The sequence below is a fragment of the Cohnella cellulosilytica genome, from assembly GCF_042431195.1.
Lineage (GTDB): Bacteria > Bacillota > Bacilli > Paenibacillales > Paenibacillaceae > Cohnella > Cohnella cellulosilytica.
Genome location: NZ_JBHMDN010000024.1, coordinates 1 through 23122, shown reverse-complemented (window position 1 = coordinate 23122; position 23122 = coordinate 1). Strand labels below are relative to the sequence as shown.

Sequence of the window (23122 nt, the reverse complement as noted above, 5' to 3'; positions counted from 1 at the left end):
TACTGTACAGTGTAAATAGTCGGCGGTCAATAGTTAATTACACTTGACGGTGCAATTAATGCAATATCATCCGAGGGGATTGTAATGAACAATGAACGTCATGCCCGCAGTCCAAAAAAGGGATAAAAGCCGAAAGCGTGAAGCCATACTTAACGGGGCTATGCAGGTGTTTACGGAGATCGGTTACGACAATGCCAACATGGATCGAATCGCGGAGATCGCAGGCGTCTCCAAACGCACGATCTACAATCACTTTTTGAACAAAGAGCATCTTTTTCAAGAGGTGCTGACCCAGTTCCTCAGTGAACAACAAACGCTGAAGCAAATCGATTATGATCCTGCCGAATCTTTGGAAGCCCAATTGACGGCATTCGCCAATGCCGAGCTGTTCTTGATTAACAGCCCTTCCAGACTCGGATTGTCGCGGGTGCTGACTTCCGTATTTATTAGAGACATCGATTACGCGAGAAGGATCCGGTCGAAATACGTGTCGCCCCATGAACCGCTCATCCAATGGCTTACGGCCGCGCACGAAGACAACCGGCTGCGGATAGACGACGCCCCGCTGGCCGCAAGGGTGTTTTACGCCATGATCGAAGGGGCGCTCACTTGGCCGGCATTATTCCAGCAAGCTATCGATATGGAAGCCGCCCAGCCTCTGATGGACGAGCTTATCTTCACTTTCATCACCAGGTATCGCTCGACAGCCAATCGGCAATGAGGGCTTAGGGCGCCGAATGAAGGGGGTCCTTGAGGAGACTTTTCTTGTTCGCAATTTTGTAATCGAGCACGCTTAGCACCTTCTGCAGCTGATCCACCTGACTCTGCAGCTTCTGCCTGTATTCCAGAACCTTCTCGTACACTTCGGGGACGGAGACGATATCCTCCGCGTAGGAAAGCGCCGCAAACTCTTTGATATCCTTGAGCGGAACCCCCATTTTCTTCAGGCAAATAATGAGCTCCATCAGCTGCATATCTTCCTCGCAATAGGTCCGTCGGCCGTTCTCCCGTCGCTTGGCGCGGGGAAGCAGCCCGATCTTCTCGTAATAGCGGAGAGCATCCTCTGTCAACCCGGTCATCCTTGAAATTTCCTTAATGGAAAAAGTGGCGGCGTCGCTCATCGCAAGACCCTCCCATATTCATTAATTATGTCACCAAGGAATAGCGCGCACACAGTCCATATTACAACTTGGTGCGAACACCAAGTCAAGCGGCGAAGCGGAGCGAATCATGGTATAATCGGACTATCGATCTCAACACGACGCGGATGGAGGCGAACCCGAATGGAGCATATTTTTGATTTTGTGCAATTGGTGCTCTCGATCGGCCTCATCTCGTCGGTGCTCATTCTTCCATTCGACTCTCTGTCTATTCGGGCGGTTCGCTGGAGCGATGGGGCCGTTGCCGCAGGCTTGATGTCGTTCATATCCGTTCGGCAGCTCCAATTCAACCGGATTCAGCGATGGATCGCGCGTATTGCCCGGCGCAAGGAAGCGCCGGATGAAGATGCGATCGGTCTTTCTCCTCATTGATCTTCAGCATTCAATAAGGGAGGAAGACTGTGAATATCTTTTCGATGCTTTCCACACGGGCCAAGCCCGTTCTCGTTGCGCTGGTTGCGATCATTCCCGCGTTTCTGCTCGGCGGATGCTCGCCAGCCGCTCTGTCGGCCCCGATTGCTGCCGACTCTCCGGGTTTTTTTAACCATTACTTTATTTATCCGTTCTCGGTCATGATCAAGTATTTCGCGGATACGTTTCATGGGGATTACGGTTTATCGATCATCCTCGTTACCTTCATTATCCGGCTGGCCATCATGCCGCTGATGATGAATCAAACGAAGAAACAGATGGCCATGAGGGAGAAGATGGCCGTCCTTCAGCCGGAGTTGGAGGCGCTGAAGGAGAAATACAAGAACGACGCCAGCATGGAAGCGAAAAAGCAGCAGCAAGCCGAGATGATGCAGCTCTATCAGAAGCACCAGTTCAACCCGTTAAACATAGGGTGCTTGCCAATGCTTCTGCAATGGCCGATTACTCTTGCTTTTTATTACGCGATCCGTCGCACCCCGGAGATTGCCGCCCACGATTTTCTGTGGTTCAGCCTGGGGCAGACGGATGTGATCCTGCCGTTTATTGCCGCCGCGGTTTATTACGTTCAATTCCGCGTGTCGCAAGCCGCATCGGCTCAGTATCAGCAAAATCAAAATAACCAAATGGCTTTTATCGGATGGTTGTCCCCGATCATGATGGGCGTTTTCTCTTTTGCGATGCCGGCCGCGCTGCCGTTATATTGGTCCGTCGGCGGGATATTCATTATCGCGCAGACGGTAATCCTTCATAAAATGTATGCCAACAGAACGTTAAAGACAGCTTAGAGCAGATGCCCGGGTTCGGCCCGGCTCAGGCAGGAACGCCTCCTCCGTCCACAGGGCGGAGAAGGCGTTTTTGATTTAACGATACAGAATTTATAAGTTTCACCCTTATTCTTGTCTGTATCGTCTCCGACAAAAACGCGTTCGCCGTCCCATGGACGCCGCAGGCGTTTTTGCTTGCCCGACGTCCTACACTTCTTGTTCCGTCGGACAGACCAGAGGGAGCGCAGCCGGGGATTTGCCGGTGAGCGCGCGGCTTCTGCTGTCCGGCTGGGATGCGCCTACATAGACGGTATAGTTCCCGGAATAGAGTTTCCTCTTGCCTGCCTCGTCGTATAGACCGAAAGCGTCCGCAGGTAGGTGAAGCGAGATTTCCCGTTCTTCCTGCGGCTGGAGATGAATTTTGCGGAAGGCCTTTAGCTGCGGATTCGGGGCGTTCTCGCGTTCCGCCTTGACGTAAACCTGGAGCGTTTCCCCGCCCGCCACCTCGCCGTTGTTCCTGACGGTTGCGGTAATCCGCACGCCCTCTTCCGTCACGCGGTCCAGATCGACCTTCACGTTGTCGACGGCGAAGTCGGCGTAGGACAGACCGTAGCCGAACGGATACAACGCTTCCTGCTTCATATACCGATAGGTTCGGTCCTTCATCGCGTAGTCCTCGAACGGCGGCAGCTCCTCGATCGTGCGATAGAACGTAACCGGCAGCTTGCCTTCCGGCGAGAACGCTCCGAAGATGGCTTCCGCGATCACCCGTCCGCCCTGGGCTCCCGGATACCAGCCCTGCACGATGGCCGAGACGTGATCGTGCGCCCAGCCGAGCCCCAGCGCGCTGCCCGACAGCACGACGAGAACGACCGGCTTGCCGCTCTCGACGGCGGTTCGCAACACCTGCTCCTGAAGGCCGGGGAACGTCAGATCGCGTTTGTCTCCGCTGCCGTACTGGTTCCCGGTATCGCCTTCCTCGCCCTCCAGGCTGGCGTCAAGCCCGAGGCAGACGACCACGACGTCGCTTTCCTTGCATACGCCCTTCACTTCCGCGATCCGGTCGTTGCTTGCGCCCAGATTGCTTATCCTGTCCTTGTACAGATGACAGCCCTCCGAATAAAACACGCGCACGTCCGGTCCGACGAAGTCTTGAATGCCTTCCTTGACGGTAATATAGCGGGAGGCCGTTCCTTCGTAATTGCCCACCAGAGCCCGTCTGTTGTCGGCGTTGGGTCCGATAACCCCGATCGTGGCGATCCTGGATTTGTCGAGCGGAAGCAGCCCGTCGTTCTTGAGGAGCACCAGGCTTTCCTGCGCCGCCTTCCGGTTAAGCGCCTGCATCGCGGGCGAATCGACCTCCGCATAGCCGATTGAGGAGAACGGAACCTGCTGCGGAGCGTCGAACAACCCCAGCTTCATTCGCGTCGTGTACAGCCGGACAACCGCCTGGTCGATCGTCGCTTCGGCGACGAGCCCTTCCTTTACCGCGTCCAGCAAAAACAGGAAGAGGCTGCCGCAATTCAGATCGCAGCCTTGATTAACGGCCAGGGCCACCGATTCGACCGCGCTCGACGTCACCTTATGATGCTCGTGGAAATCCCGGATCGCCCAGCAATCCGATACGACGTGGCCGTCGAACCGCCAATCGCCCCGCAGAATCCGCTTGAGCAGCAGCTCGCTGCCGCAGCAAGGCTCGCCGTTGGTTCTGTTGTACGCCCCCATCACCGCTTCGACCTTCGCCTCCTCCACGCAAGCGCGGAAGGCGGGCAGGTAGGTCTCGTACAGGTCCTGTACGGACACGACCGCGTCGAAGCTGTGGCGCAGGTCCTCCGGTCCGGAATGGACGGCGAAATGCTTGGCGCAAGCCGCACCCTTCAAATAGTTTTCGTCGTGTCCCTGCAGGCCTTCAATGAACCGCACGCCCAATCTGGCCGACAGATGCGGGTCTTCGCCGTACGTCTCGTGTCCCCGTCCCCAACGGGGATCGCGGAAGATGTTGACGTTGGGCGACCAGAACGTCAGCCCTTTGTAAATGTCCGTGTCGCCGAATTCCTGCTGCATGTTGAATTTGGCTCTTCCTTCCGTCGCGATCGCGTCCGCGACCTCCTCGAGCAAGTCCTCGTCGAACGTCGCCGCAAGTCCGATCGCCTGGGGGAATATCGTCGCCACGCCCGCCCGCGCCACTCCGTGCAGCGCCTCGTTCCACCAGTTGTAAGCCTTCACGCCCAGGCGCTCGATCGCCGGGGCGGCGTGCACCATCTGATGCACCTTTTCCTCCAGCGTCATCCGGCCGACCAAATCTTTTGCACGTTCTTTATATTGATCAATTTTTACTTTGTTTTCCATCAATTTTGCCATTGCATTGTGCACCGACTTTCCTTTTTGATTTCATTGTTCGCCCGAAGGAGATACCCGTTGACAGGACTGCGTTTTGGCGCTTTAATACAGAGGTAATGAAAGACGTTGAGAAAATAAGGAATGATGAATACGGTTTCATTGGTAATATTATAGTTGTTTAAGGCGGAATATTCTGCGTAAATTTTGCTTTATACTTCTCAAATATTGCGGTTTTTGAAGGTGCGGAAGGCCCTGCCGCAGAGAGGATTGGATAACCGTGATTAAAGTTCTGAACGGCACGAAAGAGACCGTATCGTACGACGAGCATTTCGGTATCCGGCTGTACCTCAATCATGAAGTCGAAAATTACCCGGTGCATTGGCATACCGCCGCGGAAATCATTATGCCGCTGGAGAATATTTATACGGTCATTGTAAGCGATGTGAAGTTCGTGCTGAGCCCCGGGGATATTCTGGTGATCCCTCCGGGAGAGCTGCATGAAATCCACGCGCCGGACGCGGGGGAACGGATGATTTTGCAATTCGATTATTCCTTGCTGTACAACCTTAAGGGCTTCGATTCGACCTTCCATCTGATGCGTCCTTGCTGCATGATTCCGGCCGAGCGGAACGAGCTGCTCGGGCAGACGCTGCGCAAGCCGCTGATGGATCTGACGAACGAATACCACGGCAATGCCCTGCTGAAGGAGGCCGCGGCATACGCTCTGCTCATCCAGTTCTTCGTGCTTGTCGGCCGGAACGTGATGCATGGCGAGCATCGCGCCGGGCCATCGAAGAGCCAGAAATACCGCAAGAACATCGACACCTTCCTGAAGGTTTGCAACTACATGAACGAGCACTGCACCGAAGACGTCCAAGTCGACGAGCTGGCGGAGATCGCCGGCTTCAGCAAGTTTCATTTTACCCGCCTGTTCAAGCAGTTCATCGGGATGTCCTATTACGACTATCTCAATCAGCATCGCATCATGTTCGCGGAGAAGCTGCTGATCGACCCGAATCTGTCGGTGACGGAAGTCGCCATGCGGTCGGGCTTCGGAAGTCTCGCGACCTTCAACCGGGCGTTCAAATCCTACAAGAAGTGCACGCCGACCCAGTACAAGCGTCTGCACGACAGCCGTTCGCACAGCAAGGAAGCCTCCCAATAGCGAAAATAAGGAGTTTGGGCCGATATGAGTCGAAAAACGAGCTTTAACGACGATTGGTATTTCTCCAAGCAGCCGCTTGGTACCGAGCTGGCCGCGGCAGCGGCCGGCGGCTTCGAATGGACGCCCGTCACGGTGCCTCACGATTGGCTGATCGAAGATTCGCATAACTTGTACGAGAGCGGAGAAGGCTGGTATCGCAAAACGTTCGTCCTGACCGGGCTTTCGCCGAATCTCCGGTGGGCGCTGCGTTTCGAGGGCGTCTATATGAACAGCGCGCTCTACGTCAACGGCCGGGAGGCGGGAACCTGGAAATACGGATATTCGACCTTCGAATTCGACATTACGCCGTACCTGCAGGAAGGCAGCAACGAAATCCTCGTTCAAGTCGTTTATGAAGCTCCGAATTCTCGCTGGTATTCTGGCGCCGGGATTTATCGGAACGTATGGCTGAAATCGTACCCGGATACGCATATCGTTGCGGATGGCGTCTACATCGCCGCGACGAACGTCGGAGGCGACGACTGGACCGTTGAGGTGGAAACGGAGGTTGTCATGGGGAGCGGGAGGAGCGCCGCCGACATGGGGCCGATCCTGCGTCACAGCGTGCTGGACGCCGCCGGCAAACGGATCGCCGAAGCCGAAAGCGCCGTTCCCGGTTCGGCGGAGCCCGGCGAGATCGTGCGGGTCGCCAGCCGCATCGACGTGCGGAATCCGGAGCTTTGGGATATTGACCGGCCGTACGGCTGCACGCTGAAGACCGAGCTGATCGAAGGCGGCGAGATCGCCGAGGAAGAGACTTCCGCGTTCGGCTTCCGCACAGCGGTCTTCGACAGCCGGACCGGCTTCTTCCTGAATGGACGGCGCGTCAAGCTTCGCGGCGTCTGTCAGCACCACGACCTCGGCTGCCTTGGAGCCGCCGTCAATAAAGCGGCGCTGCGAAGACAGATCGCCCTGCTGCAGGAGATGGGGGTGAACGCGATCCGTACCGCCCACAACATGCCCGCCGTCGAATTGATGGAGCTGGCGGACGAGATGGGCGTGCTGATCGTGTCGGAGGCGTTCGATATGTGGGAGCGGAAAAAAACGACCTACGATTACGCCCGATTTTTCCCGGAGTGGTGGCGGAAGGACGTGGCGAGCTGGGTGCGTCGGGACCGGAATCGTCCGAGCCTACTGATGTGGAGCATCGGCAATGAAATCTACGATACTCACGCCGACGATCGCGGGCAGGAATTGACGCGGATGCTGCGGGACGAGGTCCGTCTGCACGACCCCAAATCCAATGCGCAGGTGACGATCGGCTCCAATTACATGCCTTGGGAGAACGCGCAGAAGTGCGCCGATCTGGTGAAGCTGGCCGGCTACAACTACGCCGAGAAATATTACGATTTGCACCATGAGCGGTATCCGGACTGGATCATCTACGGCAGCGAGACGGCCTCGACGGTCCAAAGCCGGGGCGTCTACCACTTCCCGCTGGCGCAATCGGTGCTTGCGGACGACGACGAGCAGTGCTCCTCCCTGGGCAACAGCTCGACGAGCTGGGGAGCGAAGAGCACGGAGAGCTGCATCATCGCCGACCGGGACGCCGTCTATTCGCCCGGCCAATTTCTGTGGACCGGGTTCGATTACATCGGAGAACCGACGCCTTACCATACGAAAAACTCCTACTTCGGGCAGCTCGACACGGCCGGCTTCAAGAAGGATTCCTACTACATCTACCAGGCGGAATGGACCGATTATCGGGTCAAGCCGATGGTGCATATTTTTCCGTATTGGGATTTCTCCGAAGGGCAGATGATCGACGTGCGGGTCTGCTCCAACGCGCCCAAGATTGAGCTGATCTTTAACGACGTATCGATGGGTGTCGTCGACATCGACCATGCGCACGGGCAGAAGCTGCTCGGAGAGTGGAAAATTCCGTATACGCCGGGCGTATTGCGGGCGGTCGCGTATGACGAGAAGGGCGCGGCGATTGCGACGGATGTCCGTTCCTCGTTCGGCGATGCGGCGGCGATCGTGCTGACTCCCGACAAGCGCGAGTTGGAGGCGGACGGCTCCGACCTGATCTTCGTCGAGATTTCCGCCGTCGACCGGGAAGGGCGCCCGGTCGATAACGCCAACAACCGCGTCCATGTGACCGTGGAAGGCGAAGGGCGGCTGGTCGGGCTGGACAACGGAGACAGCACCGACTATGACTCGTACAAAGGCGTCAGCCGCAGAATGTTCAGCGGCAAGCTGCTGGCGGTTGTCGCCGCCACCTTGAACGCCGGCGATATCGTTGTGCGCGTCTCGTCCGAGGGACTGCAGTCGGGCGAGCTTGTTTTGACGTCCGTCCCTGCGAAGCGCCTCGTCTCGTCGTCGCTTTACGATTACCGATTGACGCCAAAGACGTCGGCCGGAAGCGGCCCGGAAGGGGAAATCCCCGTACGCAAGCTGGAGATCGTCTGCCCGCAAGGCAACCGGTTCGATCCCGACAACCGCTCCTTGCCGGTGCAGGTCAAGCTTCACCCGGACAATGCGACTTACCGGGAGGTGCAGTGGCTGGTGACCAACGCCGCCGGCATCGACTCCAACATCGCCGCCCTTGAAGTCAACGGGCAGGAGGCTGTCGTTACGGCTCTGGGAGACGGAGAGATCTACATTCGCTGCGCCGCGACGAACGGTGCCGAGCGTGTTCGGCTGTATTCGCTGATGGAATTTCATACCGAAGGATTGGGACAGGCTTATCTGAATCCGTATGAGTTCGTATCCGCCGGTTATCACAGCGGGGCCAGCGAGAATCTGACGAACGGCAACGAGCGCGGCGTGGCCACGGCGAGGGACGGGGAAAGCCGAATTTGCTTCGAGAACATCGACTTCGGAAGCTACGGCTCGGACGAATTGACGCTTCCGATCTTTGCTCTGGACGGCGAGGAATTCCCGATTGAAATCTGGGAGGGGATCCCTGGCGGGGCGAAGTCTTCGCTCTTGACCCGGGTTTCTTACCGGAAGCCGTCGCGCTGGAACGTCTATCAGGAGGAGACTTACCGGCTGCCCCGGCGCCTGCGCGGCGTAACCTCGTTGAGCTTTGTCCTGCGGCGCAAAATTCACTTGAAGGGCTTCGCGTTCGCCAAGCCCAACAAGGCCTATGAGCGTCTTGGGGCGCTCGATAACGACCAGATCTACGGCGATTCCTTCGTCCCGACCGAAGACGCCATCGAGCAGATCGGCAACAACGTATCGCTGGTCTACCGGGAGATGGATTTCGGGGACGAGGGAAGCGCGAAGCTGGTTCTATGCGGGCATTCTCCGCTGGACAACAATACTCTCCATATTCTGTTCGCCGGGCCGGAGGGGGAGTCCAGGCAGATCATCGAGTTCCCGCGCTCCGACGGCTACTGCGAACGCGAATTCGAGCTGGCCCGCGTCGTCGGCCCGCAGACGGTCACCTTCGTGTTCCTGCCGGGCAGCCAGTTCGATTTCAAGTGGTTCCAGTTTGCGAGTGATCGTTAACGGCGATAAATAGCAAAAGAGGCTGTCCTATAAGTCATTAGCGGGCAACAACAAAAATGATCGATTTATTACCATGGGGATATATCTCCTTCCGCTACAATGTACCCCAGAAAGTGACGAGAAGCTTCGCAGCTTATTCCGATTACTTTCCGGGGACCCCGAAGCGCGGTCATGAAATTTGGATTAGATTAACCCATAGCAGGGTAATTTCATGACCGTATGAGGCAGGCGCTTCGCTCTACAGGAGATATATCCCCATTCTTTTTGCGATCATTTTAGTTGCCCTGGCTTATGGGACAGCCTCTTCTGCTGCGGCTATATCGAACGGTTCTTCAGGTATTCGGCCAATTGATCGTACGTTCCGGCAAAGCCGTTCCGAACTATGACCCGGGCCGGGATGCTCGGGCGCCGATCGAAGATTTCATTCTGCGCCCGTCCGCCGCTTGCCATCCGTGCTCCTAGTTCTGCTGCCGCTGTTTCTCTTCCTCGATCACCGCTTTGTTCTTCTCGAAAAAACGTTCGTTGTGGGAGGAGACGCCCGCCATATCCGTCGCCGAGGGCTCCAGGAACATTTTGGCGCTGTTGACGGCCAGCACGGCATCGTTGAACGCTCCGGCGATCAGACGAACCTTGCTGCCGTAAGTGATGAAGTCGCCCGCGCCGAAGATGCCCGGCAGGTTCGTTCGCATTTTCGCATCGACGGACACTCCGTAATCCTCGCGCTCCAGCCCCCAATTCACGAGATTCCCGAAATCGCGATCGTATCCATGGCTGACGATCACTTCGTCCGCCTCGACTTCCTCCGGCTCCCCGGTCTCCGTATGAGTCAGCGCGACTCGCGCGATTCGATCGGCGGAGCCGTACAGGCCGGAGATGCGGTAGGGGGTCAGAACTTTGGCGAACGTCCGCATCTGCGCCACCGGCCGCTCGTGGGCGGTAAATTCCGATCGTCTATGAACGACGATTACCTCCTTCGCCAGCTTCTCCAGCTCGTTGGCCCAATCCACGGCAGAGTCCCCGCCGCCCGATATCAGAACGCGCTTGCCCGCAAATCTCGACAAGTCCGTGATCGTGTAGTGCAGATTGGCGAGCTCGTAGCGGTTGGCTCCGTGAATATCCAACTTCTGGACCTGAGTCATGCCTCTTCCCGCGCATAAAATCACTGTCCGCGTATAATGCCGCTCTCCCGTCGTCGAGGTCAGCTCGAAAACCCCGTCCTCGCGTCGATTCATCCCGGCTACCGCCTGACCGAAGACGATCGCGGGATCGAACGTTCTCGCCTGCTTTTCCAGAATCTCAATTAGCCGCTCGCACCGGACCGGGCCTACGCCTCCGACGTCCCAGACGATTTTCTCCGGGTAAGTACGCATGAAGCCGCCCAACTCCCGTTTGGCTTCGATGATTTTGGTGCGCATCGCCCTCATTCCGCTGTAGAAAGCCGCATACATCCCCGCCGGTCCGCCGCCGACAATGGTCACGTCATAGATGTCCCAATCTTGCTGCGTATCCATCAAGGCGCCAGCTTCTCCGCGATGTAATCCATCAGCCGAACCGACCCCACCGGACCGACGCCCACTGTGAAATCGTTGGTTTTCAGAGGGAAGACGCGGTCGTTCTTCACGGCTTCGAGACCGTTCCATACCTTGCTTTCCTTTAACTCCTTCATGGATTTCGTCGTATCGTAGCCTACAAGCACCCGATCCTCGAGGAAAATGAAATCCGGATTGATTTCCGGCAAGATTTCCAACGAAAACTGATTAAACCAGTCGGTGGAATCCTTAATGGCTTCCGGGCTGTTCAATCCCAGCGTCTGATAGAAGAACGCACTGCTGTCGCTCGACTTGGCTCCCATATACCGGTACCGGTTATGCTCTACGCGCAGTACCATCACGGTCTTGTCGCCGATGGCCGCCGCAATTTTCTCCCGAGTCTGCCCGGCTTTCTCCCGGTATTCCGCGAGCACCTTCGAGCCCTCTTCCTTTTTGTCGAAAATGTCGGCCAGCTTGGGGATCGCATCCTCAATCTCGCTATTGGAATCCAACGCCACAGTCGGCGCGATTTTCGTAAGATCGTCGTACGCGTCCTTCTCCAGCCCCGCTCCTCTCAGCAGAATCATGTCCGGAGCCAATTGAAGCAGCTGTTCATAGTTATATTGATACTGCTCCGCCGCAATCATCTTGACGCCGTGGTCGTTGAAATACGGCTCGCGATATTCCGGCTCGATCTCCGGTACGAAGGAGACCAGCTGCGGCGTGACGCCCATTTCGATCAAGCACTCGGCATAGATGGAATCCAGCACCAGCATATTTTTCGGCTGAACTGGGACGGTCACCTCGCCGAATTGGTCGCGAACAACCTTCGTTGCGACGCTGCCCGTCTTTTCGGCCGCCGTTTCCTCCTGTTTGCCGGATGTGCCGGAGCAGGCGGACAACGCCATCCCCAGTGCCAGCATCAGTACCCCGAATCTCATCAGCTTTCCGTACATCTCTTGCTCGCCCCTCGCAGTTGATAATGATTATTATTTTCAAAGATTATCAAATTGGAAGAAGGCTTTCTATGGCGAATCGTGCTTAATCGGTTGGATAATTGTGCGCGCAGTCGGAGAGAACGGCAGGCGCGGAGGAGATTAGGTTGTTATCACTGTTGGTATCCGGTTTGCGGCAGTTGATTACAGGGACAAAATGAAGGACATTCTACTAATAGGCCGACCTCTTCTGATTTTGAAGAAGAATAGACATACATTATTAACGAAAATAATAAAACATTAAGTGAATGATATTGAATAATAATTAACTCTGCATTAGAATGGAGGTAAGAGGAAGGGATGAGCATAATGAGCTTGGCGATTTATGAAGCAACGAAAAATCAGATCCAATACGGATTCGACAACAAAGCTGAGCCGATTATCGAGAAGGAAACGCATTTCATTTTTGATAAATTAATTATGGTTTTGATTACGATGTCCGCGGACAAAGTTAAATCCATCAACATGGATCGCGACGTCCTGTCCATGGTTAAGCCTGCCTATTTGTTTACTTCGGAACATTATAGCAACCTGATGAATTGGCTTGAACGATTGGCTCATATCGAATACCCCATATCGGACCTGGATTTCGGAAAACTCAAAATTGACTTTGAGCACTGGTACTACGAGCTTGGCGGTACGAGTATCCAATTTGACTACCATAGCTCTTACTTGCTTACTCCGCAAGAGATGGCGGATTCTCTTGGCGTTTCGAAGGTGACGATAAGCAAATATGCCAAGCAAGGCATGGAATTGGTGGAGAATGGAACACAGCGTAAATATCCGAAATATCTGATTGAAATCATGAGCGACCCGACTTATTCTTTCTTGATGCGTATGAATTTTCAAAGCAAAAAAATGCGCAACCAGTCTCCGCAAGAGCGTCTCTTGGAAATTAATAACGAAATTAGTGCGTATCAGATAAAGTATGGGAAGAAAACGTGTGCGGACCAATTTGGAGAGTATGATGGGGACAGCATGGACGACCCGGCAGATTTTCTTCGTTGGAAGGACCTCGAAGAGGAACAGGCTGAACTGTTCAAGTTGATGGGGGGGACGCGAGCTCAGTGAGCAAACAACGCATCCTTCCCACTCGTCTCTATCCTGCGGATCTGGGAAGTATCATGAGAAAATACGGAAAATGGATTCAGCCATATAAAAATTATAATGAAAAGAACTCGGTGTACGGCGATTATGACCGGTCGGTTAAACGGATGGAAGTCATCTTTCCGTTGGTTGAACATCCGTTTCATGGAATTACAGGTTTGCATGCGATTGAAAAATACGGAGAAGACGGCTGCGTCAGAGAGTATCAATACATGTGGAAAATCATCATCCCCAAGCAAGGCGTGCAATTCAATCATATCTCCTCTTGGGGAAATGATCCGCATAATCGGCCCGGGACACCGGAAAAGTTCAAGATGGATACAGAACCGCATCACCACCATCATGTTCCGGGAAATCGAAGCTTTCGTACCGATAACTGGGATGTACATACTTTGGAGCAAGCCTTTGAATTTGTTATTCATTATCTTGAAACAGGCACCCCCTACACTGCCTCCCCGTGAAAATGATTGCCTAAAAGCACAAAAGACAAAAGCCGACCACTCCCCAAAGACGGGAGAAGGTCGGCTTTCATCGTGTTAAAGCGGGTTGGCGGGGAATCAGAGCGAATCGGTTCGGAGCAAGGCGACCAGCCCCGCCTTCGGAACGGCGATTTCGATCAGATTTTGTCCCAGCTCCAGCGTTTGCGTGCTCACGATCCGGCCGCGGCAGTCTTTGATCTGCGCTTGGTAGCGTGCGGGAGCGATAGAGGGGCGGAGCACGAGACGCTCGTTGTACGTTCCGTTCACAAGGAACAGCTCGGCGACAGGCCGTTCGACGGGCACGACGATGTCGGCGTAGACGGCGACCACCCGCTTGTCGTCCTTGCTTGCGGATACAAGCGGGTAGAGCAGCTCCGGCTGCCGCGGAGACAGGTCGCCGCGGAGAAGCACGTCGCGCTGCTCCCGGCAGAAGGCTAGCCAGAAGCGCAGCATGTCCAGGTGATCATCGCCGAGCTCGTTCAGCCGCATGGAAATTTGCGGAACGGAGAACAGGATGTTGATCATTTGCATCGCCGCGCTTTCCGTCGGCTCGTGCGGGTTAAACATGATCATATCGGAATGCACCGCCGTCCGTCCCGATAGCAGGCGAAGATCGAGGGTGCGAATCCGGTTCTGGATCGAATCGTTCGGACAGTCGGTAGCCCGGAAAATGTTGCCGTACTTGCGCATGAGCGGCCCGATGTACGTTTGCCGAAATTCGATCATAATATCGGGCTTGATCGCCCGCAGCCGCTCCATCACGTCGGACAACAGCCGGTCTACCGCTTCCGGCACGGATAAGCAGTCCCGGCCCGGAGCCGTTCCTGCCGGTTGATCGGGATCTTCGCTGAAGCTGTCTACGAAATCCAGCTTTAATCCGTCGATCCCCCACTCGGCGACGGCCCGCTCGTAGGTGCGAATCAAATATTCGCGCACGTCGGGGTAGCGCGGGTCCAGCACGCCGGCGTTCAGGCTGCTGTCGACGCGCAGAAGCTTATTCTCGAAGCGGCTCCATACGCGGCTGCGCGTGCCGACGAACGGGACGGAGTACCAGAGGAGATACTTCAAGCCGAGCCGATGGATGCTGTCGACATGCTCCTTCATATCCGGGATCTTGCCGCGGTACACTTCCCAATCCCCGGTGTAGGCGTACCCCCGGCTGTTGTCGTCCGTCTGCCAGCCGTCGTCGACGATAATGCTGTCGCAGCCCATCGCTTGGGCAAGCGAGGCTTGCCGCTCCAGCTCGTCCGACGCCAGCTGCTGATGATAGGAATACCAGGTCGAATACATCGGCAGCAGGGCGGCCGAAGGGACGGGGGAAGGTTGAAGGCCGGGCAGCGTCTCCCACCAGGCCGCGACGTCGCCGATGGCTTGATCGTACCGGATATCCCTGAGATCGATCCGCAGCACAGCCTCGTAGCGGGTTGTCGGAGGCAGGGCCTCCCCGGACAGCGTCACCGAGCAGAGGAACGTGGAATCCTCTTCGTGAATGCCGGCTTTTAGCGTGACTTCATTCAAGGCGTCGGAAAACGCGAACGTCAAGCGATTGCGTCCGTCCAGGTTATAGAGGCTGGCTATCGGCGCGAGCGAGGTGCTCTTGGACTGAAAGCCGCTGCCCCAATCGACCTGGAACGCTTTGCTGCGTTCGCTGCCCGGATGCCACATGGCGTGAACGTCCGCCGCGGGAACGGACCATTCGATCCGGCATCCCGACAGCTTTTCCTGGCGCGGAGCCTGCAGCGCAACCGAGACGAGGAATAGACGATCCTCGATCGCGTCGATGCGAACGGCACTTTCGAATAGGGGGTTGTCGCTGGCGACAACGACGGTCGGGCAGTCGATTTTCGTAAATGTTGTCATAAAGCCTCCTGATAGCTTATCAAATGTTCTCTTCCTAACGATTCTCCCCAAGTATACATTTTACGAAATGTTTAGTAAACAATAGAATGAAACTTTGCCTTGAATAAGGGGGACAGGGTCAAAGTAATGTCGAAAAGAGGGTGTAAGCGGAATCAAAAAAGAGGTTGCCAAACGTTTGGGGATTTGTTATAGTGAGTCCACAACATTATTTAGTAATGTTTAGTAATCTAAAATGTTTTGGTTGGCAGGGATTAAGGGGAATACTAAAATGGATGGGAGGGATGTTTCCCGATCATGAAGTGAAAAGGTGATTAAGTCGTGGCTACCATTCGTGATATCGCAAGCTTGGTCGGCCTGTCTCCGTCTACGGTGTCCCGGGTACTGAGCGGAGATTCGTCGTTGTCGGTCCAGGAGGAAACGAGAAGGAAAATATATGCCGCGGCAGACCGTCTTCAATACAAGGCGAGTCCGCGGCGTGCGAATCGGCAGACGGAAGCGCAGCAGTTGAAGGATTACAAGATCGGCCTCGTTACGTTCTGCTCGGAGCAGTTCGAGTACGAGGACCCGTATTACCTGTCCATCCGGCTGCGGATCGAGAAGGAATTCAATCAGCTGGGGCTGCATATTACCCGGACGATTCGTTGGGCGAATCAGGCCTCCTACGAGAGCCTCTCGGGGCTCGACGGCCTGATTGTCATCGGCAAATTTGAATTCGACCCGTACAACCTGTATTTCAGTCGAATCCGGAACGTCGTGTTCGTCGACTACTCGCCGGACGAGAGCCGCTTCGACTCCGTCGTCGTCGATTTCGACAAAGTCACTCGAATCGCGCTCGACTACTTGACGGGACTCGGCTATACCCGCATCGGCCTGCTGAGCTCGCGGGATTTCATTATCCGCTTCGGCTCCGATTCCGGCACCGATTCGCTCGATCAGCGGCAGAGCAGCTTCGAATCTTACATGAAGCAGCGCAATTTGTACCTGCGCGAGCACGTTCATATCGGCAGAGACTTCTCCATGTCCGTCGGTTATCAGATGATGAAGGAAGCGATTGAGAAAGGCGACTTGCCGGAAGCGTTCCTGATCGGTTCGGACCCGCTGGCGATCGCCGCGGGCAGAGCGCTGAAGGAAGCCGGCTTGAGGGTGCCGCAGGATATCGCCATCGTCGGCATCGACGACATCGAGATGGCCGCCTATACCGATCCGCCGTTAACGACGGTGAAAATTTTCACGGAACAAATGGGTCAGAGCGCGGTTAAGCTGCTGCTCGAACGCATCGGCGGCAGAGAAGTGCCGCTCAAGATCGTACTCCCGCCCAAGCTGATCGTCAGAGACAGCTGCGGCGCGCAAATTCGGACGACCGCCCGAACAGAGGACAGCTAGAGGCCTCCGTGGCGGTCGTCGGGAAGACAGACTGTCCACCAATTTCCGGAGGTATTTACTATGAAAAAATGGTCTTTTATCGCGATATCTCTGCTGCTTCTGGCGTCGATCGTATCCGCCTGCGGCGGCAAGAGCAATAATAATGAAGCGCAAAGCAGCAGCCCGCAAGCGTCCGGAGAGACCGGCGCGGCAGCGCCCAAAGGAAAAATCACATTCGCCTATTGGGGCGCGCAGACCGAGGCCGACGCCATCAAGCAAGCGATCGACAGCTTCCAGAGCGCGACGCCCGGCATCGAGGTCGAAAGCCAATGGATTCAGAAGGACTATCTGACGAAGCTGCAGACGATGATCGCCGGCGGAACGGCTCCCGACGTGATTCTGATCTCCGGGGGCGACTTGCCGGGCTTTGCAAGCGCCTTCCAGCCGCTGCAGGTCGACGGATCGCTGTTCAGCTCGCCGACGCTGCTGGACTCGATGAGCCTGGACGGCCAGGTCTATGCGGCTCCTTTCGTAATCAAGCCTAAAGTGATGGCGATCAACGTCGATCTGTTCGAGAAGAATAACATTCCGCTTCCGAGCAAGACCGAGCCGATGACACCTGAGCAGTTCTACGACATCTCCAAGCAGATCACTTCCGGCGAAGGCGCGGACAAGATTTTCGGCTCGGAGCCGCTGTGGCTGGGCAACTGGATTTACGCGTTCGGCGGCCAGTATTACAGCGACGATCTGAGCAAATCCACGCTGGGCGATGCGGAAGCGGTCGCGGCGGGAGAGTTTATCGTCAAGACCAAGCTGGAAGGGCTCGTGCCGAACGACACCGAGAGGAAAGGCCAGAACATGACGAACTGGTTCCTGGGAGGCCGCATCGGCATGTACTCCGATTTCGGTCCGTGGAGCTTGCCGCAGATGGCCGACGTGCAAGGCTTCAACTGGGATCTCGTGCCGTTCCCCGGCAACGGCGGCTCCAAGGAAGTCAACGGTCTGGCGATGAGCAAGGACAGCAAAAACGCGGAAGCGGCCCAAGCGTTCATCACTTATATGACGCAGAACGAAGAAGCGCAGAAGGTGATCGGCGGCAACAAGAGCGCATACGGCATTCCGGTGCTGGCCGGCGCGACAAGCTCGTTCGAATCGATCTTCCCGGACAAAAACTTGAACGCCTTCGTGTTTGCCGCGGAAAATCAGCACGTCCAGGAAGCGCAAAAACGCACCAACGAGATCAATAACGAGATGAAGGCGATCGACGACATGACGCCGATCGGCATCGGCGATCACGACGTCAAGGAAGTGTTCCCGAGAGTGGCCGAGAAAATCGACAAAATTCTGCAGCAGGATTAACGGGAGCGGCCTATGAACGGATTGATCAAAGCTTTGTACGAGGGGTATGAAGGGATGGGGATGCCGGCAGCTTTGCTGCCGCTTCTCCCTTTTCTGACCCTTATTGTCGCAGTATACGCCTTGCTCTTCGTCTTAACCCGCATCCTGGTCAGGAAAAAAATTCTGCGCGTCAAGACGGCAAGCTTCTATATGTTCGTGTCGGTCTGGATCATCGGATTTCTGCTGTTCACGATCGGGCCGATGATTTTCTCCGTCTACATCAGCTTTACGAAGTGGGAAGTCGTTACCGCGGCGCAGTGGACCGGTCTCGACAACTATAACATGCTGTTCAAGGATACGATGTTTTACAAAGCGCTCACGGTCACGTTTTACTACACGATCGTCAGCGTGCCGCTGCAGGTCGTTCTGTCGTTCGCGATCGCGCTGCTGATGAATTTGAAGCTGCGGGGCATCTACGTCTTCCGCACGATTTATTACCTGCCGACGCTCGTGCAGGGCGTTGCGCAGATGGTGCTGTTCATCTGGATTTTCAACCCGAACGTCGGGCTTGTCAATACGCTTCTGCGTTTTGTCGGCATCGAAGGTCCGGGCTGGTTTTCCAGCCCGCATTGGTCCATGCCCGCGGTCATTCTCATGAGCCTGTGGACGGTCGGCGGCAACATGATCATCTATTTGGCCGGTCTGTCCGACATTCCGCGCAGCCTGTACGAAGCCGCCGAGATCGACGGAGCGACGACCGCGAGGAAAGTATGGCACGTGACGCTGCCGCAAATCTCGCCGATTCTGTTCTTCAATACGGTGACGAGCATGATCGGCGCGTTCCAGACGTTCACGCAAGGGTTCATGATCGACGGCGGCCCCAACAACTCGCTGCTGTTCTACGCCTATTATCTGTACCAGAACGCCTTCATGTGGTTCAAGATGGGCTACGGCTCCGCGCTGGCCTGGGTGCTGTTCGTCATTATTTTGATATTCACCGCGCTCGTCTTCCGCAGCAGCGCGCTGTGGGTATACTACGAGTCCGAACAAGACGGAGGGAGGAAGAAACGCCGTGTCCGCCTCAAAAAAACGTAAAGCAACCGGCAGCGTGCACTGGCTGGCCTATCCTCTGCTGCTGATCGGAGCCGCGATATTCCTGTATCCGTTCGTGTGGATGTTCTCCACCTCGCTGCGCAGCCTGGAGGAGGTCGCCCGTTCGGGAATGAACCTGTGGCCCGAGCATTGGCGCTGGAGCAACTATGTCGATGCGCTGACGGCGATGCCGTTCGGCCGATATCTGGTCAACTCGGTGCTGACGACGGCCTTCCCGATCATCGGGACGGTACTCTCTTGTTCGCTGGTCGGCTACGCGTTCGCCCGGCTGAAGGTCAGAGGCAGCGGGTTCCTGTTCGTGCTGGTGCTCTCGACGATGCTGCTGCCCGGCGAAGTGACGATGATTCCGCAATTCATTTTGTTCAAAAACCTGGGCATGCTCGATACGCTGTATCCGATGATCGTACCTGCGTTTTTCGGATCGGCCTTCTATATTTTCCTGCTGCGCCAGTTCTATGCCCGTCTTCCGGTCGGACTGGAGGAGGCGGCGCTGATCGACGGTTGCAGCTATTTCAAGATTTGGCTGAAAATATTTCTGCCGCTGTCCAAGCCGGCGCTGATGGCCGTCGGCGTCATGGTATTCATGGGCTCGTGGAACAACTTCATGGGACCGCTGATTTACGTGAACAGCGACAAGTGGAAGACGCTGACGCTCGGTCTGGCCGGCTTCCAGGGAACGTATTCGACGGATACGAATCTGCTGATGGCGGCGGCGATCGTTATTACGCTGCCCTGCATCGCTTTGTTCTTCCTGGCGCAGCGCGCCTTTATGGAAGGGTTGACCTTCTCGGGTTCCAAGGAAAGCTAGGGCGTGTATGCAAACCCGCTCAGGGACATCTTTCACCGCCTTTTCGCCCCCTGCTTCGACCCTTTGACGTACCCCCGGTACGCCTTCACAAAAGTTCCTTGCATGGAACGAAAATTCGGCATAATCTGCTGTCCTCGGAGTATGCAGACACGCCCTAGCAGCAATGCAAGACGGGAGAGACGAGATATGACTTTGAATCAAGCTGTAAAAGCAAGCGCGGGCGCGATTGTGTTCGCTTCCGCGGATCGGGCGTTAAACGAAGGGTTCGAATGGGCCAAATCCCAGGCGCTGGCGTATGCCCATTTCGGCGAGGATGCGGTCGGCCTGTGGTACGAAGCGGCCCTGCCGGAGCGCGAGGCGTTCTGCATCCGCGACGTGATGCATCACAGTATCGGCGCGGCCGCGCTGGGGCTGCGCCTGCACACGAAAAACATGATGGACCGTTTTGCCGAAAACATCGCGGAGTCGCGGGACTGGTGCACCTACTGGGAAATTACGAAAGACAATCTGCCCGCCCCGGTCGACTACGAGAGCGACGCCGATTTCTGGTACAACCTCCCGGCCAACTTCGATATCATCGACGCCTGCTGGCGCCAGTATTTGTGGACGGGCGACGATTATTACGTGAACGACGACAAGCTGCGGACGTTTTTCCGCCTGACGTTAAAAGAATATTTGCAGACGTGGGACAAGGACGGCGACGGCATTCCGGAGTATTACCCGGCATACGGCCGTCGGGGGCTGGCGACGTTTAACGAAGCGGGCGTTCATCCGCTGATCGGCGGCGACCTGATCGCCGCGCAAATCGCCGGTTACCGGGCCTACGCCCGGTTGGCCGGGCTTGGGGGCGACGACGAAGGGACGAAGCGCTTCGAGGCGAAGGCCCATGAGCTTGCGCGGTATTACGAGAAGGAGTGGTGGGATGCCGAACGGAACCGGTTCTTCGGCGCGATGCTGCAGGATCGCACGTTCGAAGCGTCCTATATGGCGGAGGGCAATTTCCTCCCGCTCTATTACGGGGCGATCGACGATTCCGAGAAAAGGCGCAGGACGCTGGAGGACGTCAAAGTCCATCGCGTCTCCAACGTCGAGGGCAAAACCTATTTGCCCGATATTTTCTATAAGTACGGCGAGCGCGAGGAAGCGTACGCCGAGCTGAAGGAATTGGTCGACCCGACGCTGCATCGCCGGGAATACCCGGAGGTGTCCTACTGCGTGGTCGGCTCCATCGCCGCCGGTCTGATGGGTCTTGCCGGCAACGGCGCGTCCGGGATCCGCACGCTGCCGCAACTGCCGGATTCGCTCGAATGGGCCGAGCTCGGACAGGTTCCGATTCTGGGCCGGGACGTTGCCGTTCGGCATACGGGCAACCGCGAGAGCGCGATGACGCTGCAGTCCGGCGAGCCGATCCTCTGGAAGGCGGCATTCTCCGGCGAGCACGATACGCTTCTTCGCAACGGCGAGGCCGTGAAGGCCGAGCGGGAAACCGGCGAGCACGGCGAAACGTTCAGTTACATTGTCGTAGAAGTTGCGCAAGGAGAGACGCACCGGGTATCGGAGCCGCGGTAGTCCTCTCGAATACAGGGAATCCCCGGCGATCGGGCGAACCTTGCCGCTGCTCCGTTGGCAGTGGCATACCGTCCGATCGCCGATAAATGGCGTCACCCCGTCGCCTTCGATTGTTCGCCGCGGCCCTCGAGCCTACGCTGCGACTCCGCGCCCCCTCGACATCGCGAATCGCGCCGGATGGCGCGCCCGATCAGACCGAGGCGGTAAGCGCAGCGACAATTTGGTCCAGCAGCATTTTCTGCCCGTCCGCTCCGTACCCCTCCACCCATTGGCGCGTATCCACGTAAAACACCCGATTCAGCCTCACCGCTTTTAACCGCTGCCATCCGGGACTTTGTTTTAATTCGTTCATTTTAGCCTCCGCGTCGAAATGCTCCATGACCCGTTTTTCCACAAATAGATAGTCCGGGTTCGCCTGCGTCAGCAGTTCAAGGGAACACGGATTAAACCAGGCTTCCCCCGCTTTCAGAGGCTCCGGCAGAGACAATCCGAGATTCCGGTACAGCAGCTCGGAAATTCCCTTGGCGTATCCGCCCAGATAACGATAACCGAACGGCTCCACACGGAGCGCCATGACGGTGGCGCGGGATTGGAGGAGGGGCGACAGCTTGCTGCGCGCGGCTTCCCGTTCGCGCTGCATCTGCGCAAGCAGGCTTCGGCCTTCCGCTTCTTTGTCGAACAAGGCCGCCAATTGTTGGATAAGAAGCTCCGCGTCGGAGTGGTCAACGGAAATGATGGGGGCGATGGCGCGCAATCTCATCCGGACTTCTTCCGTAATGAACGCGCCGATGATCAAGTCCGGCTGCGTCCGGGCGATAAGCTCCGTGTCGAGATGGAACTGGGGAGACGGGAGCAGCTTGATGCGATGCTCTTCCAACTGCCGAAGCTGACGCTCGGTCAGAAGCAGGGGAGTGGCCGCCACGGCGTGCGGGATCGTTCCGAACCGGATGAGCATGTCGGCGCAGAGCGGAGTCAGCGCAACGATTCTGCGGCTTGTCGGATGCAGGCCGCAGTTTCTGGGAGATACGCCCGTCAGTTGCTTGAAACGACGGCTAAAGTAATGGACGTCCTCGAAGCCAACCTGCCAGGCAATGTGCTGCATCGTCGCGGACGTCAGCAGCAGCAGCTCCTGAGCGCGGTACATCCGGTAACGCGCCAGAAATTCCAACGGCGGCATGCCGCGATATTCGTTGAATTTGCGCGAATAGTGCCACGGGCTGAGCCCGGCAATCTGAGCCAGCTGCTTGCGCGTCAGAGCTTCGTTGTAATGCTCCTGCATATATGCGATTGTGCGCTGCAATCTCTCTTCGACAGTCGGTTCGCCGCTCGGAGATTCCTCATAGATATGCCTTAATAACTCGTATAGAAAAAGCTGGCCGTCGATCCGAAGCCCACTCGGCTATCCAATCCTCGTGGTTTTCCATGTCATCCTCCCGTTTTCTCCGCTCCAGGCCGTGATTCGATAGTTTCATTGTACCAAGGACGGGCCTTTTTTGACGATTGCGCGCCTAGCCAAGTTAGGCACAACTAGCCGGTGTAAGTCCGGTCGAGGTAAGAGCCAAGTCGCCTCGTAGCTGGCGGGCAACTGGTGGAGAAACCCTAAGGT

18 protein-coding genes are annotated in these 23122 nt (G+C 56.4%); 12 read left to right on the top strand and 6 right to left on the bottom strand.

What is annotated here, in order from left to right; genetic code table 11:
• Positions 1 to 91: 91 nt before the first annotated feature.
• On the top strand, positions 92 to 721 hold the full coding sequence (locus tag ACFFT4_RS18360; RefSeq protein WP_378050094.1) for a TetR/AcrR family transcriptional regulator: 630 nt from the start codon (positions 92 to 94) through the stop codon (positions 719 to 721).
• 4 nt (positions 722 to 725) lie between these two features.
• On the opposite strand, the gene ACFFT4_RS18355 is transcribed toward ACFFT4_RS18360, so the two are convergent.
• Positions 726 to 1121, bottom strand: a complete 396-nt coding sequence (locus tag ACFFT4_RS18355; RefSeq protein WP_378050092.1) for a MerR family transcriptional regulator — start codon at positions 1119 to 1121, stop codon at positions 726 to 728.
• A 162-nt stretch (positions 1122 to 1283) separates the two neighbouring features.
• On the opposite strand from ACFFT4_RS18355, the gene ACFFT4_RS18350 reads away from it, so the two are divergent.
• Together ACFFT4_RS18350 and yidC are read left to right on the top strand one after the other, a co-directional pair.
• On the top strand, positions 1284 to 1532 hold the full coding sequence (locus ACFFT4_RS18350) for a hypothetical protein (protein ID WP_378050090.1): 249 nt from the start codon (positions 1284 to 1286) through the stop codon (positions 1530 to 1532).
• A gap of 29 nt (positions 1533 to 1561) precedes the next feature.
• Entirely contained in the window at positions 1562 to 2377 is an 816-nt protein-coding gene (gene yidC, locus ACFFT4_RS18345) for a membrane protein insertase YidC (RefSeq protein ID WP_378050088.1), read from the top strand.
• Between the two features lie 186 nt (positions 2378 to 2563).
• Here the strand turns inward: yidC and ACFFT4_RS18340 are convergent, their stop codons facing one another.
• Positions 2564 to 4717, bottom strand: a complete 2154-nt coding sequence (locus tag ACFFT4_RS18340; RefSeq protein WP_378050086.1) for a glycoside hydrolase family 3 C-terminal domain-containing protein — start codon at positions 4715 to 4717, stop codon at positions 2564 to 2566.
• Positions 4718 to 4973: 256 nt separating this feature from the next.
• Between ACFFT4_RS18340 and ACFFT4_RS18335 the strand changes: the two genes are divergently transcribed.
• Entirely contained in the window at positions 4974 to 5861 is an 888-nt protein-coding gene (locus ACFFT4_RS18335; protein ID WP_378050084.1) for an AraC family transcriptional regulator, read from the top strand.
• Between the two features lie 24 nt (positions 5862 to 5885).
• Positions 5886 to 9356: a glycoside hydrolase family 2 TIM barrel-domain containing protein gene (locus tag ACFFT4_RS18330; protein WP_378050082.1), complete on the top strand. Its 3471-nt coding sequence runs from the start codon at positions 5886 to 5888 to the stop codon at positions 9354 to 9356.
• Between the two features lie 458 nt (positions 9357 to 9814).
• Here the strand turns inward: ACFFT4_RS18330 and ACFFT4_RS18325 are convergent, their stop codons facing one another.
• Both ACFFT4_RS18325 and ACFFT4_RS18320 read right to left on the bottom strand, forming a co-directional pair.
• Positions 9815 to 10867 carry an NAD(P)/FAD-dependent oxidoreductase gene (locus tag ACFFT4_RS18325; RefSeq protein ID WP_378050080.1) on the bottom strand — a complete coding sequence of 351 codons (1053 nt, stop codon included), beginning with the start codon at positions 10865 to 10867 and terminating at the stop codon, positions 9815 to 9817.
• A complete protein-coding gene (locus ACFFT4_RS18320; protein WP_378050078.1) occupies positions 10867 to 11841 on the bottom strand; it encodes an ABC transporter substrate-binding protein in 975 nt (324 codons plus the stop codon). The genes ACFFT4_RS18325 and ACFFT4_RS18320 overlap by 1 nt, the downstream gene beginning before the upstream one ends.
• Positions 11842 to 12189: 348 nt before the next feature.
• Here ACFFT4_RS18320 and ACFFT4_RS18315 point away from each other — a divergent pair, with 348 nt between their 5' ends.
• Together ACFFT4_RS18315 and ACFFT4_RS18310 are read left to right on the top strand one after the other, a co-directional pair.
• Positions 12190 to 12951: a MerR family transcriptional regulator gene (locus ACFFT4_RS18315; RefSeq protein ID WP_378050076.1), complete on the top strand. Its 762-nt coding sequence runs from the start codon at positions 12190 to 12192 to the stop codon at positions 12949 to 12951.
• On the top strand, positions 12948 to 13448 hold the full coding sequence (locus tag ACFFT4_RS18310; protein WP_378050074.1) for a hypothetical protein: 501 nt from the start codon (positions 12948 to 12950) through the stop codon (positions 13446 to 13448). The genes ACFFT4_RS18315 and ACFFT4_RS18310 overlap by 4 nt, the downstream gene beginning before the upstream one ends.
• 96 nt (positions 13449 to 13544) lie before the next feature.
• On the opposite strand, the gene ACFFT4_RS18305 is transcribed toward ACFFT4_RS18310, so the two are convergent.
• Positions 13545 to 15326 (bottom strand): glycoside hydrolase family 36 protein, encoded by a 1782-nt coding sequence (locus tag ACFFT4_RS18305; protein WP_378050072.1) that lies wholly within the window; start codon positions 15324 to 15326, stop codon positions 13545 to 13547.
• 318 nt (positions 15327 to 15644) lie between these two features.
• Between ACFFT4_RS18305 and ACFFT4_RS18300 the strand changes: the two genes are divergently transcribed.
• From ACFFT4_RS18300 to ACFFT4_RS18280, 5 genes are all read left to right on the top strand, one after another.
• Positions 15645 to 16709 carry a LacI family DNA-binding transcriptional regulator gene (locus tag ACFFT4_RS18300; protein ID WP_378050070.1) on the top strand — a complete coding sequence of 355 codons (1065 nt, stop codon included), beginning with the start codon at positions 15645 to 15647 and terminating at the stop codon, positions 16707 to 16709.
• 60 nt (positions 16710 to 16769) lie between these two features.
• Positions 16770 to 18047 (top strand): ABC transporter substrate-binding protein, encoded by a 1278-nt coding sequence (locus tag ACFFT4_RS18295; protein ID WP_378050068.1) that lies wholly within the window; start codon positions 16770 to 16772, stop codon positions 18045 to 18047.
• Between the two features lie 12 nt (positions 18048 to 18059).
• Positions 18060 to 19121 (top strand): carbohydrate ABC transporter permease, encoded by a 1062-nt coding sequence (locus ACFFT4_RS18290; RefSeq protein WP_378050066.1) that lies wholly within the window; start codon positions 18060 to 18062, stop codon positions 19119 to 19121.
• Entirely contained in the window at positions 19099 to 19947 is an 849-nt protein-coding gene (locus tag ACFFT4_RS18285) for a carbohydrate ABC transporter permease (RefSeq protein WP_378050064.1), read from the top strand. Before ACFFT4_RS18290 ends, ACFFT4_RS18285 begins: the two co-directional genes overlap by 23 nt.
• Before the next feature lie 186 nt (positions 19948 to 20133).
• Positions 20134 to 21516 carry a glucosidase family protein gene (locus ACFFT4_RS18280; RefSeq protein ID WP_378050062.1) on the top strand — a complete coding sequence of 461 codons (1383 nt, stop codon included), beginning with the start codon at positions 20134 to 20136 and terminating at the stop codon, positions 21514 to 21516.
• Between the two features lie 190 nt (positions 21517 to 21706).
• Here ACFFT4_RS18280 and ACFFT4_RS18275 read toward each other — a convergent pair whose 3' ends face one another.
• Entirely contained in the window at positions 21707 to 22816 is a 1110-nt protein-coding gene (locus tag ACFFT4_RS18275) for a helix-turn-helix domain-containing protein (RefSeq protein ID WP_378050060.1), read from the bottom strand.
• Positions 22817 to 23122: the final 306 nt, after the last annotated feature.

Bases quoted from the DNA above. Each gene is read 5' to 3' on its own strand.
- ACFFT4_RS18295 (WP_378050068.1), top strand. From the start codon at position 16,770: ATGAAAAAATGGTCTTTTATCGCGATATCTCTGCTGCTTCTGGCGTCG.
- ACFFT4_RS18350 (WP_378050090.1), top strand. From the start codon at position 1,284: ATGGAGCATATTTTTGATTTTGTGCAATTGGTGCTCTCGATCGGCCTC.
- ACFFT4_RS18340 (WP_378050086.1), bottom strand. From the start codon at position 4,717: ATGGCAAAATTGATGGAAAACAAAGTAAAAATTGATCAATATAAAGAA.
- ACFFT4_RS18355 (WP_378050092.1), bottom strand. From the start codon at position 1,121: ATGAGCGACGCCGCCACTTTTTCCATTAAGGAAATTTCAAGGATGACC.
- ACFFT4_RS18290 (WP_378050066.1), top strand. From the start codon at position 18,060: ATGAACGGATTGATCAAAGCTTTGTACGAGGGGTATGAAGGGATGGGG.
- ACFFT4_RS18360 (WP_378050094.1), top strand. From the start codon at position 92: ATGAACGTCATGCCCGCAGTCCAAAAAAGGGATAAAAGCCGAAAGCGT.
- ACFFT4_RS18330 (WP_378050082.1), top strand. From the start codon at position 5,886: ATGAGTCGAAAAACGAGCTTTAACGACGATTGGTATTTCTCCAAGCAG.
- ACFFT4_RS18280 (WP_378050062.1), top strand. From the start codon at position 20,134: ATGACTTTGAATCAAGCTGTAAAAGCAAGCGCGGGCGCGATTGTGTTC.
- ACFFT4_RS18305 (WP_378050072.1), bottom strand. From the start codon at position 15,326: ATGACAACATTTACGAAAATCGACTGCCCGACCGTCGTTGTCGCCAGC.
- ACFFT4_RS18320 (WP_378050078.1), bottom strand. From the start codon at position 11,841: ATGTACGGAAAGCTGATGAGATTCGGGGTACTGATGCTGGCACTGGGG.
- ACFFT4_RS18325 (WP_378050080.1), bottom strand. From the start codon at position 10,867: ATGGATACGCAGCAAGATTGGGACATCTATGACGTGACCATTGTCGGC.
- ACFFT4_RS18315 (WP_378050076.1), top strand. From the start codon at position 12,190: ATGAGCTTGGCGATTTATGAAGCAACGAAAAATCAGATCCAATACGGA.